Below are 12,721 nucleotides of genomic sequence, written 5' to 3'. Positions count from 1 at the left end.
GAATAGGGATCGTGTGTCGCGACATTCCGCTTTGGCGGCTATCCCTTCGGTATAAGCGGCTTTATGTCGGCTGCGATTACAGTGTCGCCCGGCGGATCAGGGATTTCCTTGTAGGGCGTCGCGTTTCAACACGCGGATCCTGCCTCTGCTGATCTCGACGATTCCCTGTTGGCGCAAATTGCCGATGCGGCGGTTCACCGTCTGGCGTGTGCAACCGGCAAGCGTGGCGAGATAGGCTTGGCTGATAAACAGTTCGGGCTGCAATTCCGAAGAGAATTGATGCAGGTAATGGTCGATCCGCTGGTCAGCCGTCAGATAGTTATCGACCGAGCGCTGGCGATTGTCGCGCGCCAATCGATCATGCAGCAATCCTGCAAGGTTGATGATCAACTGCTGCGGCGGGACATGCTTGAGAACAGCGGCCGTATTGCAGACAAGAAGGCTTGAATTTGCCAGTGCCCGACATGTCGCGGCGCAGGGTCGGTGCGACAAGGCTTCAATTTCGCCCAATATTTCGCCCGGGCCGGCGAGATGAACGATTATCGAATTGCCGTGGTTGTCGATATAGGTGACTTCGACCTGCCCGCGATCCACCAGATAGAAAAGGTCGGTCGTCTCGCCTTGCAGAAGTATATCCTTGGGAGACGGAAATTCACGGATCTGGCAATCGGACAGGAATGCCCGCTTCTGTGCGTCGGTTAGGCCGTTCAGCAACTCGGCATCGATCAGATGCCCGTCAGTATACGGCAGGTCCATTACGTCTGCTCTTTGAGAAAAGCGTCAGGGCGGTTTCGACGAACTGCTCGAGACATAATGGCAAGCCGTAATTCCAGAGGTCTTGAAGGGCGGTATGTTATCTTGATTATTGGGTGCAAAGCGGGGCGACGCAAGTCACCCCGCCACATGAAAAGACGAAACAAACAAGAATACTCGATACAAGGTTAACCGAGCCGGTCTTTTCATATGCTCGGGTACTGACCGCAGCTATAACTTCTAAGTGGGTAGAGAAGTGTCACCTTGCCGACGGTTTGCACTGGAAAGCGGCAATATCTGCCTGAAAGGGCAGGTCGCGACTTAAGATTTTGTTCGGGGTTCATTTCTTGCGGCTGATGAATACGCCAAGAAGGATCAGGATGACGCCGCCGATCTGCATCCAGATGATCGTGTTTTGACCTCGGGCAAGGTCCAAGACGACGCCTGTCAGCATCTGGCCCGCGACCAGCAAGGCTCCGGTCATTGCTGCGCCGAGACGGGGGATCAGCCAACTGCCAAGGCCGACGAATGCCACGCCCATGATGCCACCGATCCAAGCGAACCAAGGGGCACCGCCAGCGCCCTCGGGCCAGAAGCTGCCCGCGACCATGGTGACAATAGCCAAGGCGGCGAAGCCGACGAGGTGGTTCCAGAATGAGGATTGCAGCGCCGAGGTCTCGATCGCCAGGCGACCGTTGATCTGGCGCGACAGGGTAATCAGCATGCCCGCGCCGAATGCCAGAAGAATGATCAGCGCCATTAGCTCGCGCCTCGGGCGAAGATGATCAGGATCGTTCCGGCGATGATGGCGGCCAAGGCGATCAGGTCATTTTTACGGGGCAATCGCCGTTCGATCCCCATGGCACCAAAAACGTCAAAGATCAAGGCAAGGACCACTTGCCCCGCCAAGCCCAGAGCCAGTGTGCCGGTCAGTGCCAAAGCCGAGTTTGCCGTTGATGAGGTGATGATCACTGTCAGCGCGCCGGAAATGCCGCCCAGATAGGCCCAAAGCGGGATGTGCCGCTTCGCTATGGGTTCCGCTTGACCACGCCGCAAGAGCCAGACGCCCCAAAGCGCGATGCCCGCGACAACCGACCCGACCCCATGCGCCGTCAAAGACGAAAACAGTGGCGTCGTGTGAGCCGCCATCATGCTATTGGAGAGCACCATCAGCGTCAGAAGGCCGCCCGTGGCCAGCGCGGCAATGATCTCGATCAAGCGAGGACGGGCGATGCGGGAACTTGTGTCGGGCAAGTCTGCCTCCTAGCGGCGGTTAGCGTCCGGACTATGGCCGAGTTGCCGGTGTCAGACGCCCGAATGTGTGAAGCCCGACAATTCCCGCTTACCGCTTTAATCCGGAACCTTCTTCACGAACTGAGACTTCAGCCCCATCTGGCCGATACCGGAAATCTTGCAGTCGATGTCGTGATCGCCCGAAACCAGTCTGATGCCGCGCACCTTCGTGCCGACTTTCACGACCAGCGACGACCCCTTCACCTTCAGGTCTTTGATCACCGTGACCGTGTCGCCGTCCTGCAGCAGGTTGCCCACGCTGTCACGCACTTCCGATGCGGCCTCACTAACGGTCTCGGGCGACCATTCATGGCCACATTCGGGGCAGATCAGCAGGGCATCTACCTGATAGGCATAGGCGGACGAACATTCGGGGCATGGCGGCAACGTTTCGGTCATGCAGCAAGCCTATAAGACAGTGGGGCGGTTCTGGCCAGACCGCAAGCGAAACAGCCCGCGGGCCTTAGGCCGCCGCCCAAGGCGACCGGCGCTGGCGATCAGTCGGGTTTTTCGCTGGTGCTGCGGACAAAGCCAGCGATGAATCCGGAAAGCGCGGCTCGGGATTTCTCGTCGGTCAACTCGCCCTCGCTGTCGAACAAACCGCTCGCGCGTGAGACCAGCAGCCGATCCTCGGCCCAGACAGCGCAACGCAGGGTCCGCAGAACCGGTAGCCAATGGTTCTGTGCCATGATCGTACCAAATCCGCCGGGCGAGGCGCCGATCACCGCCACGGGTTTACCGACGAAATGCTTCAGGCCCTCGCCGCGCGACATCCAGTCGATGGCATTTTTGAACACGCCGGGGATGCCGTTGTTATATTCGGGGGTGACCAGCAACAGCCCATCGGCGGCCTTCAGGCTTTGTTGCAGGGCCACGACGGCGGCGGGCAGCCCCTGTTCGGCTTCCAGATCGCTGTCATATAATGGCACCTCGCGGATCGTGCCGATCTCGATCCGGCTGCCCTCGGGTGCGGTCAAGGCTGCGGCGCGCAGCAATCCCGCGTTGAACGATCCCCGGCGCAGGCTACCGGACAGGCCCAATATGGTGGTCAACTTGAGTTCCTTGCGCTGTTCTGCGGGCGACGATGGAACGTGTCGGGGGCGAAGTCCAGTCCCCCTGCGGCGGCAGTTGGCATCCGGTCGGATCACGTCTGCGTTGCTGCATGGACAACTTTCGCGGGTCTGATTAGCCTTGAGGGATGATCCGGTTCCTGATGGTTCTTTTTGCAATCATGTCGCTCAGCATCGCGCCCTATATGGCGGCGGGGCAGGCTGGAGATATGGCATCAACCCATGCCAGAGCACATGCGGTCGAGGACCATGCCTCGCCTGTTTCCGGTTGCGAAAACGGTGCCTGTGCCGCCGAGGCAGCATGTGTCTGGATATGCTCGGGGTTGATGTCTGACGGGACCGTTGCGCAAACCGGACGCAGAATGGTGCTGAAATCGCACCGTCATGCCTTGCCGCGAGACCTGCGGCGCGAGGGGATTGCTCCGCCGCGCAAGGACCGCCCCCCTATCTTCGTCTGACCCGAAAGTGCGCGCCGGTAACGCATAGCGACGGCGTTTGAACCCAATTCGGACAAGGGGCCACGATGGCTCCTGCGGAGACAAAAATGACTATTCTCTCTCGTCGCGGCTTTCTGGCCGCCGGTGTTGCCGTTGCGGCGGTGGCGCAATTTTCGCGTGCGGGCGCGGCCAAGATCCCCGCGTTATCCTTGAAAGCCGAAACACGGGTTCTGGATATCCGTGGTCGCGCGGCGACGGATCTGGGCCTGACCGGCCCAACGGGGCAGGGTTTGGTCCTTGATCCGGGCCAACGGTTTCGGGTTGACCTGACCAATGCGCTGGACGAGCCGACGCTGATCCATTGGCATGGCCAGATCCCGCCCAACGAACAGGACGGCGTTCCGGACCTGCCCATGCGAATGCTGCGCCTTGGCGAAAGTCGCGCCTACGACTTTGCGCCGCAGGCCGGTACGCATTGGATGCACGCCCATATTCCCATGCAGGAAATGCGTTTGCTGGCCGCACCGCTGATCGTGCGCCGCCCTCAGGATGCGTCGGCCGACCGTCAGGAGGTCGTGATGTTCCTGCAGGATTTTGCCTTCAATGCCCCAGAAGAGGTCATGGCGGAAATTGCAGGCGGTCACGGCGGCATGGACCATTCTGCACATGGCGCGCCGGACGTGCCGTTGATGCACCAGAATCCCGCTGGTCACGGCGAGATGCCCAAGATGGCCATGGACCTGAACGATCATGACTGGGATGCCTATCTGGCGAATGACCGGACGCTAGATGATCCCGACGTCGTTCAGGTCGAACGCGGCGGGCGGGTATTGCTGCGCATCATCAACGCGGCCTCGGCAACGGTGTTCTGGATCGACAGCGGCGCGGTTCCTGCGCGCTTGGTCGCGGTTGACGGACACCCTGTTCGCGCGACAAGCGGCCATCGTTTCGGCATCAGCATGGGCCAACGGCTGGACCTTGAGCTTGATTTGCCCTCGCAGGCCGGGGCTTGGCCGATCCTTGCGCTGCGTGAGGGGGCCCGCGAACGGACAGGGCTGGTCCTTGCCGCGAAAGGGGCGGTGATCCCGCGCGTTCCGGTCCTGTCGTCAACGGCCGCTCCGGCATTCGACATCGACCTTGCGCAGGAAACGCGGCTGGTCGGGCTGGAACCATTGGCCGAGCGTGCGGTGGATCGTGGCGTGACGCTGATGTTGGGCGGTTCGATGCGACCCTATCGCTGGACCATTGATGAACGGATCTGGGGCGAGCATGTTCCGGTCGAGACACGAACCGGCGAACGGGTCGAGATCACCTTTCACAACATGTCCATGATGGCCCATCCCATGCACCTGCATGGCCATGTGTTTCAAGTGGTTGCGGTGAACGGCAGTCGGATCAGGGGGGCGCGGCGCGACACCGTGCATGTACCTCCAATGGCCAAGGTGACCGTCGCGTTGGACGCGGGCGAGGCTGCGCGCTGGATGCTGCATTGCCATCATATGCCCCATTTGCAGACCGGAATGATGACGGAATTCGCCATCTCCTGACCTGAATGGCTGGCGGAGACAGTCCGCTGGCCCGATCCCCAAACGAAAGGCTCCAAAATGAATGCCATGAACCCCACCCGCCGCGCTCTTGTTCTGGGCGCAGTTGCGCTGCTGGCTGTACCGGCAGTCGGCGGGCCCGCACATGCGATGACCCGTCGGATACATGTCCTGAAAGACCCGAATTGCGGCTGCTGCTCGGAATGGGTCGATCTTATGCGGACCAAGGGCTTCGAAATCACCGTCGAGGCTGCCGATCCCGAGCGGCTGGCCCTTATCAAGCGCGACGGCGGCATCCCCGAGACATTGACTTCCTGTCACACGGCTCGGGTCGATGGCTATCTGATCGAAGGCCATGTTCCTGCGGTGGATATCCTGCGTCTGCTTGCCGAGCGGCCCGATGCCATCGGGCTCGCGGTCGGCGGCATGCCCTATGGGTCGCCCGGTATGGGGCCGGAAACGGATCGCGAGGCTTATGACGTGGTCCTGATCCGGCGCAACGGTACACAAGAAGTCGTCGCCCGCTACGACGCGGAATGAATAAGCCGCGCCATCTACGGTCGCGCGTGACGTGATCCTTGAGTACGGCCCGCGACAGGATCGAGGCCGTACTCGATTTTCAGCAGTAGCGCCGTCTTACAGGGTTGCCCCGACTTCGCGCAGTTCCGAGATCGCGGGAGCCTTGGGCAGCCAGATCTTGTCGTATTCCGCGATGATATCGGCGGTGTTGTCCAGATTGACGTCGACCACTTTGATACCGCTTTCGCTGAAATTCTTCAGGATCGTCGTTTCAGTCGCGGCGGTCGAGTCGACCTGTTTATCCAGTTCCTCGCGGATCAGGCGGGTCATCAGTTCTCGGTCGGCTTCGGGCACGGTTTGCCAGCTGCGCGCCGAGACCAGTGCCACGCAGGGCATGAACAGGGCGTTCAGCCGCAACATTGTTTTCGAGACCTTGTCGAAGCGCTGGTTCCAAGACAGGTCCAGATCGGCCTCAAGTCCGTCAACCTGTCCGTTGGACATGGCGTCGAAGACCTGCGGCGTCGGGATCGGTGTCGGCGCTGCGCCCAGAAGCTGGTAGAAGTCGCGGTAAGCAGGGGTCGTGTTGATGCGCAGCTTCATGCCGCGAATGTCCTCGATGCCGCTTGTCTCGGCTCCGGTGAAGACCACGCGCAGCGTCGTGATGCCGTAACCCAGACCGATGGTTCCCGTCTTGGCGGGCAGGACATCCAGTAATTTGAGCGCGGCGTCGTGACGGACAAGCTTGGCGACACCCGCAGTCGTGGGCACAAGCCACGGCGCATTGATCGCGGCGATCGAGGGGACGCGGGTTCCCAGTTCGGCGGTCATGATCCATGCCATGTCCAACGCACCCGATTGCATCTGTTGCAGCATCGCGCCTTCGTTGCCAAGCTGGTTCGACGGGAACACCTGAATTGCCAGACGTCCGTCGGTTTCCTCGGACAGGCGTTTCGCCAATGCTTCGGCCGAGACGTTCCACGAATGGCCCGGCGGGGTGGTGATGCCCAGACGATAGGTTTTGGCGCCCTGCGCGCGCAGGATGGTCGGCGCGCCGATAAGGGCGGCTGCGCCCAATGATGCGCTCAGGAAGGTACGGCGGGTCGGTGTCATCGAAAGGCTCCCTGTAGGATTGATGGTTTAGTTGAAGAAGGTCGAAAGGACCGGAAAGATCGACAGCAGGATCAGGATCGAGCAGGCGACCAGAAAGAACGGCATGGTCACCAGAAACATCTTGCCCGGTTTGGCACCGGTCACCGCTGCGGCGACGAAGAAGTTCAGTCCGACGGGCGGCGTCAGAAAGCCCAGCACCAGATTGACGACGGCGACGACGCCGAAATGCACGGGGTCGATGCCGTAGACATCGGTGGCGATCGGCAGCAGGATCGGGACGGTCATGATCAGGCCCGGAGCGCCGTCGATGACGGTGCCGATGACCAGCAGGATCACGTTTACCATCAGCATGAAGGTCAGCGGATCATGCGCAACGGTCTGTATCCACGCGGCCACCGTCTGCGGGATCATGCCGTAAACCAGCACCCACGAGAACACCGCCGCTCCTGCAATCAGGAACAGGATACCTGCGGACAGCACACCTGCTTTGACGAACATCCGCGGCAATTGCCCTAGCCGCAGATCGCCGGTCACGAACCGTCCGACCGCCACCGAAACGACGACGCCGAGCGCTGCTGCCTCGGTAGGGTTGGCCAGACCGGTCAGGATCGAGCCGATAATCACGACCGGAATCGCCAGCGTCGGGACGGCGCGCAGCACGGTCAACACGCGCTGCCGCCAGGGCAGGCGCGGACCTCGGGGATAGTTGTAGACATATCCCATGCCTGCGATGACGACGCAGAATGCCACGGTCAACATGGCTCCGGGAATGATCCCTGCCGCCAGCATGGTGCCGACGGGCACCTGCGCCATGACGCTATAGACCACGAACATGATCGAAGGGGGAATGATCGGCCCCAGCATCCCGGAATAGGCGGTCAGGCCGGCGGCAAAAGTCTTGTCGTAGCCCGCCCGTACCATTTCCGGCACGACCATTTGCGACATCAGCGCGACCTGAGCCGCTGCAGAGCCAAGGATCGATGACACGAACATATTGGCCAGCAAGTTCACATAGGCCAGACCGCCCTTGAGAGAGCCGACAAACGCCATGGCCATGTCGATCATGCGTTTCGTGATGCCGCCGCCATTCATCACCTCGCCGATCAGGATGAACAGCGGAATCGCGATCAGGCCATAGCTGTCCAGCCCGCCCATCATCTGGGTCGGGAATGACATGAACAGGACGGTGTTGCCGCTGCTCCAGATGTAGAAGACCGCCGTCAGACAAAGCACGATCGAGATCGGCAGTCCGACAAGCATCAGGGCGGTGAAAGCGCCGAATGTCAGCATCAGTTGGCCTCCTCGGCAGTGGTCATTTGCTCTTGCTCGCGCTTGGGGCAGAGGCGCAGATCCTCGACAAGGTTGGCTGCGGTGTGGATGGTCAAAGTGGCCGCAAAGATCGGGATCACCATGCTGACAAGCCAGGTCGGCCATTCCAGCGTCTGGGTGCGCTCGGTGTAAAGGAAGTTGAAGGTTTCGGCCGCGAAGCTTTCGGCATCAAACCCGTGGCCGATGATCCCCAACGGGTCCATCCACATCCAGCACATGACCAGAAGCCCCAGCGCGAATGCCAAGGACAGGCCCGAGACGACTGCGCGCAGCGATTGGGCCGCGCTGCCAGTCAGATTGTCCTGAACCAGCGTCACGGCAAAGTCGATCCGCAGCCGGATCATCACCGACGCTCCGATGAAGCCCAGCCAGATCATTGTCAGGACCGAAGCCTCATCGATCCAGTAGATCGGCATACGCAGCATCCGTGTCCCGACATTCAGCAGGATCAGCGTCAGCAGAAGCGCCAGAAGCAGACCCGCGACCACCTTCTCGATTGCCAGAATACCTTGCGAAACAGAGGTCAGCGCCGCCCAGCCGTTCCGCCGTGCGCCAGAGTCGTCGTTCATCAAGCCACGCCCAATTAAATACTTGTTGTATACTTCTTGTGTAATGACATCTGGCTGTCAAATATTTTTTGGGGATGGCGGCGATGAGTTCGCGCCTTGTCGAATTTAGCGGCATCGTCGGTGCAGATCGACGGATGCTGCCTTGAGCCAAGCTTTTTCGCTTACGGAGGGTACAAAGTTGAGAGTGCAACGGCGATGGACGAGCCCGCCGGATCTGCTGTGCCACATATTGAAAACAGGCGCTGAGGGTGTGCGACACCGTCAACGCCTGCAGGAAGTCATTCAAAAGTCCGGTGCAATGCCGCTCAGATCTGCGGCTGCCGTCCTACGCTTGCCTTATGCAAATGCATATGAGCCGTCGGGACGCTTTGGCACGCGGCGTTCCCAGTGGACATACCCGTCCTCTTGCATCGCGGCTTCGTCCATCTCGACACCCCAGCCAGGCCGATCCGGACGCAGTTCGAGATAGCCGTCGCGCGGCAGGTAGGGGTCGGTGACATAGCGCGCCTCAAGCTCGCGCGAGTCGATGTCGGTCCCGCCATAGATATAGCCCTGACCGACCGGCAGCCGGTATTCGAGGATCTTGAAGTTCTGCTGCGCCGCCGAGAAATGCACGTTCACGGCTGTCGCCAACGGCCCCATCGGGTTATGCGGTGCGACACTGACGAAATGCGCCTCGGCCAGGGTGGCGATGCGGCGCATTTCCGAGATCCCGCCGACGACGCAGATATCGGGCTGGATGATGTCGGCACCGCGAACCTGCAGCAGCCGCAGGAATTCGTTGCGGTGATAAAGCGACTCGCCGGTGGCCAGAGTGCAGTTCAGGCCCTGCTTGAGATCGCCGTACATCTCGATATTTTCGGGGCGCAGGGGTTCTTCGAAGAACAGCGGATCATAGGGTGCAAGTGCGTTGCCAAGCTGGCGGGCCATGGCCGGTTCGAAGATCTTGGCATGGGCGTCAAAGGCGATCTCGTAACTGCCATCGACCGTCTCGCGCAATTGGCGGAAATAATCGGCCGAGGCGCGGACGACCTCGCCCCAGCGGTGGCTGTTGGGTTCCAGACGCCAAGGGCTAAGCTTGAAGGCCTTGAAACCCCAATTCTCGTTCAGCCTGTCTAGTTCATCGCGTGCGGCGGGAACGTCGGGCGCCGTATAGACACCGGCATAGACCTTGATCCGGTCGCGGACCTCTCCTCCCAGCAGCTTATAGACCGGCACGCCTGCCGCTTTGGCTGCTAGTTCCCAAAGGCAATGGTCAAGACCCGAGATCGCCGCCAGTCCCAGCGCCCCCGGAGGAAAGCGGCATTGCTGGATCATCAGGTTGTACAGATACTCGACCCGCGTCGGATCCTGTCCGGCCAGAAAGCCGTAAAGATAATCAAGCAAGGGTGGCAGGGCCAGATCGGGGCCGTGATTGTAGCATTCGCCCCAGCCGGTCAGCCCGTCATCCGTATCCAGCGCGACGATCACGCGCGGGCGGTCCTTGTCGCGGGTCACAAAGACCCGCATGCGGTCGATTTTCATCTTGGTCCTCTTGGAAGTGCGGTCGGTTGAGAGCGTTATTCGGCAGCCGTACTGGACACTGGGCGGTATCCAAGGCTGCCGTCGCGCAGCAGGCGGGTATAGGGGTGGCTCAGATCGCCCTTGATCATGGCGGCGCGGGTCGTGACCTCGACAAATTTACCCTTCTGCATCACCGCGATCCTGTCGCAAAGATGGGTGACAACGGCCATGTCGTGGCTGACCAGCAAATAGGTCAGGCCGCGTTCCTCGCGCAGGTCCTTGAGCAGGTTCAGGATTTCCGCCTGTATCGAGACGTCCAGCGCCGAGGTCGGCTCGTCCAGCAGCAGGATCTGGGGATCAAGGATCAACGCGCGGGCAATCGCGACGCGCTGGCGCTGTCCGCCCGATAGCTGGTGAGGGTAGCGGAACCGGAAGCGCTGCGGCAGCCCGACCTGATCCAGAACCTTGGCGATCCTGACGTCGCGGTCACTGATGCCGTGAATCTCCAGCGGTTCGGACAGCACACGGCCGATGGTATGGCGCGGATGGAGCGAGCCGAACGGGTCCTGAAACACGATCTGCTGCTGGCGCAACTGCGCGAGTTCGCGACGCGACTGCTGGACCGCTTCGCCGTTGATCCGGATTTCGCCCGACCATTGCTTCACGCGACCGGCAATCGCCCCAAGAATGGTGGATTTGCCGCAGCCGGATTCACCGACCAACCCGAAGCATTCGCCGGTCCCGATCCCGAAATCGACACCTCGGACGACATGGTTGGCCTTCGTGCCCTGACCGAAGGTGACATTCAGCCCCGAGACTTTGATCATCATGTCCAGCATCCTCTTATCCCTGCGCCCAAGCCGGATCGCGTCGCAAGACCGCCAGACGATCCTTTGGCTCGGTCAGGCTGGGCAGGGCTTCCAGCAGGCCTTGCGTATAGGGATGACGCGCCTGATCCAGTTCCGATGCTCGCAACTCCTCGACCACCCGTCCGGCATACATGATCAGTACGCGGTCGCAGAAACTGCGCACAAGATTCAGGTCATGCGAGATGAACAGAAGCCCCATGTCATTGCCTGTCACCAACTCGTCCAGAATGGTCAGGACCTGCTGACGGACCGAGACATCCAGCGCCGAGGTCGGCTCATCCGCGATGATCAGCGCGGGCTTGGCGATCAGCATCATCGAGATCATGATCCGCTGCCCCATCCCGCCCGACACTTCATGCGGGTAAAGGCTCATGACCCGTTCGGGGTCGCGGATATGAACTTTCTCCAGCATTTCCATGGCGCGCAGACGGGCATCCCGCCGCGACAGCTTTTCATGCAGGATCGCGGTCTCGGCCACTTGCTCGCCGACCGACATCACCGGATTCAGCGAATATTTCGGGTCCTGCAGGATCATCGAAATGCGGTGGCCACGGATGGCGCGCATGTCTCGCTCGGACAGGGCAAGCAGGTCGCGACCCTGAAACTCCATCCGGTCGGCGGTGATCTGCGTCTTGGCCGGATGCAGCCGCATGATCGCGCGGCCGGTCGTGCTTTTGCCCGAGCCGGATTCGCCGATGATGCCGACTTTTTCGCGGCCGATGTCGAAGCTGACATTGCGGACGGCGGGCAGCACATGTTGAAGCGACGGGAAGGCAACCGTCAGGTTGCGAACGGAAAGCAGCGGAGCATCAAGCATGTTTCGGGTCCAGAACATCGCGCAGCCCGTCGCCGAGCAGGTTGAAGGCAAGGCTGACCACCAGAATGGCAATACCCGGAACAGCGGTCAGCCACCACGCGTCCAGCAGGTATTGGCGCCCCTGCGCGGCCATCGCGCCCCATTCCGGCAGCGGAGGCTGGGCGCCAAGGCCAAGGAAGCCCAGACCGGCTGCCGTCAGGATGATCGAGGCCATGTTCAGCGTGAGCCGGATGATGACCGAGGGCGCGCAAAGCGGCACGATATAGCGCAGCAGAATGCGGGCGGTGCTTGCGCCTTGCAGTTCGGCCGCGACCACGAAATCGGCCTTGCGGAAGGTCAGCGTCTCGGCCCGGACCAGACGCGCGACTGGCGGCCAGATGGTCAGGGCGATGGCGATCACGGCGTTTTCGATGCCTGCGCCGAGCGCCGCCGAAAAGGCCAGCGCCAGAACAAGGCTGGGGAATGCGAGGAAAATATCGGTGATCCGCATCAGGACCATATCGACCCAGCCGCCCAGATAGCCAGCCGCCGCACCGACAACAAAGCCGATGGGTCCGACGATCACCGTGACAAGAATGGTGATGTATAGCGTCGTCCGCGCTCCGTAGACCAGTCGCGAATAGACGTCCCGCCCCAATTCGTCGGTGCCGAACAGGTTGCCCAGTGACGGAGGTTGCAGCGCCTTGGCGAAGTCCTGCGCCAGGGGGTCATGCGTCGCAAAGATCGGCGCGAAGCTGGCTGCAAGGATCAGCAGCACCACGACCAGAAGGCCTCCGAATGCCAGCGGGTTGGAACTGAACCGCAACCACGACACATAGGCCTTATGGGCGCGGGCGTGACGCGGCGAGGAAAAGTCGTCGCTGAGCAACCACGCGCGCAGCCCCTCGTTCTTGTGGATCATGGTCATG

15 protein-coding genes are annotated in these 12,721 nt (G+C 61.1%); 3 read left to right on the top strand and 12 right to left on the bottom strand.

All coding sequences use genetic code 11. From position 1 onward, the window contains the following. Positions 1-96: 96 nt before the first annotated feature. The 5 genes from GL286_RS10070 to GL286_RS10050 all read right to left on the bottom strand — a co-directional run bounded on the left by GL286_RS10070 (position 97) and on the right by GL286_RS10050 (position 3,098). Positions 97-756: a Crp/Fnr family transcriptional regulator gene (locus tag GL286_RS10070; protein WP_155095422.1), complete on the bottom strand. Its 660-nt coding sequence runs from the start codon at positions 754-756 to the stop codon at positions 97-99. A 337-nt stretch (positions 757-1,093) separates the two neighbouring features. Beyond that, positions 1,094-1,513 carry a DMT family transporter gene (locus GL286_RS10065; protein ID WP_155095421.1) on the bottom strand — a complete coding sequence of 140 codons (420 nt, stop codon included), beginning with the start codon at positions 1,511-1,513 and terminating at the stop codon, positions 1,094-1,096. Continuing rightward, complete coding sequence (locus GL286_RS10060; RefSeq protein WP_211596258.1) at positions 1,513-2,007, bottom strand: DMT family transporter; 495 nt, start codon at positions 2,005-2,007, stop codon at positions 1,513-1,515. Before GL286_RS10060 ends, GL286_RS10065 begins: the two co-directional genes overlap by 1 nt. A gap of 96 nt (positions 2,008-2,103) precedes the next feature. Next, complete coding sequence (locus GL286_RS10055) at positions 2,104-2,445, bottom strand: zinc ribbon domain-containing protein YjdM (RefSeq protein ID WP_155095420.1); 342 nt, start codon at positions 2,443-2,445, stop codon at positions 2,104-2,106. 98 nt (positions 2,446-2,543) lie between these two features. Next, a complete protein-coding gene (locus tag GL286_RS10050) occupies positions 2,544-3,098 on the bottom strand; it encodes an NADPH-dependent FMN reductase (protein WP_155095419.1) in 555 nt (184 codons plus the stop codon). A gap of 161 nt (positions 3,099-3,259) precedes the next feature. On the opposite strand from GL286_RS10050, the gene GL286_RS10045 reads away from it, so the two are divergent. From GL286_RS10045 to GL286_RS10035, 3 genes are all read left to right on the top strand, one after another. Further along, positions 3,260-3,574 (top strand): hypothetical protein, encoded by a 315-nt coding sequence (locus GL286_RS10045; protein ID WP_155095418.1) that lies wholly within the window; start codon positions 3,260-3,262, stop codon positions 3,572-3,574. 86 nt (positions 3,575-3,660) lie between these two features. After that, on the top strand, positions 3,661-5,100 hold the full coding sequence (locus tag GL286_RS10040; protein ID WP_155095417.1) for a multicopper oxidase family protein: 1,440 nt from the start codon (positions 3,661-3,663) through the stop codon (positions 5,098-5,100). Between the two features lie 66 nt (positions 5,101-5,166). After that, a complete protein-coding gene (locus GL286_RS10035) occupies positions 5,167-5,637 on the top strand; it encodes a DUF411 domain-containing protein (RefSeq protein WP_155095416.1) in 471 nt (156 codons plus the stop codon). 96 nt (positions 5,638-5,733) lie between these two features. Here GL286_RS10035 and GL286_RS10030 read toward each other — a convergent pair whose 3' ends face one another. The 7 genes from GL286_RS10030 to GL286_RS10000 form a co-directional block, all read right to left on the bottom strand. Then, positions 5,734-6,726, bottom strand: coding sequence for a TRAP transporter substrate-binding protein (locus GL286_RS10030; protein ID WP_155095415.1), 993 nt, complete (start codon positions 6,724-6,726; stop codon positions 5,734-5,736). A gap of 27 nt (positions 6,727-6,753) precedes the next feature. Then, a complete protein-coding gene (locus GL286_RS10025; protein ID WP_155095414.1) occupies positions 6,754-8,016 on the bottom strand; it encodes a TRAP transporter large permease in 1,263 nt (420 codons plus the stop codon). Beyond that, positions 8,016-8,624, bottom strand: a complete 609-nt coding sequence (locus tag GL286_RS10020; RefSeq protein ID WP_155095413.1) for a TRAP transporter small permease — start codon at positions 8,622-8,624, stop codon at positions 8,016-8,018. The genes GL286_RS10025 and GL286_RS10020 overlap by 1 nt, the downstream gene beginning before the upstream one ends. Positions 8,625-8,960: 336 nt before the next feature. Then, complete coding sequence (locus GL286_RS10015) at positions 8,961-10,148, bottom strand: galactarate dehydratase (protein WP_155095412.1); 1,188 nt, start codon at positions 10,146-10,148, stop codon at positions 8,961-8,963. A 35-nt stretch (positions 10,149-10,183) separates the two neighbouring features. After that, on the bottom strand, positions 10,184-10,954 hold the full coding sequence (locus GL286_RS10010; protein WP_170295135.1) for an ABC transporter ATP-binding protein: 771 nt from the start codon (positions 10,952-10,954) through the stop codon (positions 10,184-10,186). Between the two features lie 16 nt (positions 10,955-10,970). After that, the gene (locus tag GL286_RS10005) at positions 10,971-11,813 is read right to left on the bottom strand and encodes an ABC transporter ATP-binding protein (RefSeq protein WP_155095410.1); all 843 of its coding nucleotides are present in this window, start codon (positions 11,811-11,813) and stop codon (positions 10,971-10,973) included. Beyond that, entirely contained in the window at positions 11,806-12,720 is a 915-nt protein-coding gene (locus tag GL286_RS10000; RefSeq protein WP_155095409.1) for an ABC transporter permease, read from the bottom strand. The genes GL286_RS10005 and GL286_RS10000 overlap by 8 nt, the downstream gene beginning before the upstream one ends. Position 12,721: the final 1 nt, after the last annotated feature.

Source organism: Paracoccus aestuariivivens, from assembly GCF_009711225.1.
GTDB classification, from domain to species: Bacteria; Pseudomonadota; Alphaproteobacteria; order Rhodobacterales; family Rhodobacteraceae; genus Paracoccus; species Paracoccus aestuariivivens.
This window is presented reverse-complemented; position numbering and strand designations above follow the sequence as displayed.

Coding starts and splice junctions, on each gene's coding strand:
- GL286_RS10005 (WP_155095410.1), bottom strand. CDS start 11,813: ATGCTTGATGCTCCGCTGCTTTCCGTTCGCAACCTGACGGTTGCCTTC.
- GL286_RS10015 (WP_155095412.1), bottom strand. CDS start 10,148: ATGAAAATCGACCGCATGCGGGTCTTTGTGACCCGCGACAAGGACCGC.
- GL286_RS10030 (WP_155095415.1), bottom strand. CDS start 6,726: ATGACACCGACCCGCCGTACCTTCCTGAGCGCATCATTGGGCGCAGCC.
- GL286_RS10035 (WP_155095416.1), top strand. CDS start 5,167: ATGAACCCCACCCGCCGCGCTCTTGTTCTGGGCGCAGTTGCGCTGCTG.
- GL286_RS10070 (WP_155095422.1), bottom strand. CDS start 756: ATGGACCTGCCGTATACTGACGGGCATCTGATCGATGCCGAGTTGCTG.
- GL286_RS10000 (WP_155095409.1), bottom strand. CDS start 12,720: ATGACCATGATCCACAAGAACGAGGGGCTGCGCGCGTGGTTGCTCAGC.
- GL286_RS10065 (WP_155095421.1), bottom strand. CDS start 1,513: ATGGCGCTGATCATTCTTCTGGCATTCGGCGCGGGCATGCTGATTACC.
- GL286_RS10020 (WP_155095413.1), bottom strand. CDS start 8,624: ATGAACGACGACTCTGGCGCACGGCGGAACGGCTGGGCGGCGCTGACC.
- GL286_RS10025 (WP_155095414.1), bottom strand. CDS start 8,016: ATGCTGACATTCGGCGCTTTCACCGCCCTGATGCTTGTCGGACTGCCG.
- GL286_RS10040 (WP_155095417.1), top strand. CDS start 3,661: ATGACTATTCTCTCTCGTCGCGGCTTTCTGGCCGCCGGTGTTGCCGTT.
- GL286_RS10010 (WP_170295135.1), bottom strand. CDS start 10,954: ATGATCAAAGTCTCGGGGCTGAATGTCACCTTCGGTCAGGGCACGAAG.
- GL286_RS10045 (WP_155095418.1), top strand. CDS start 3,260: ATGGTTCTTTTTGCAATCATGTCGCTCAGCATCGCGCCCTATATGGCG.
- GL286_RS10055 (WP_155095420.1), bottom strand. CDS start 2,445: ATGACCGAAACGTTGCCGCCATGCCCCGAATGTTCGTCCGCCTATGCC.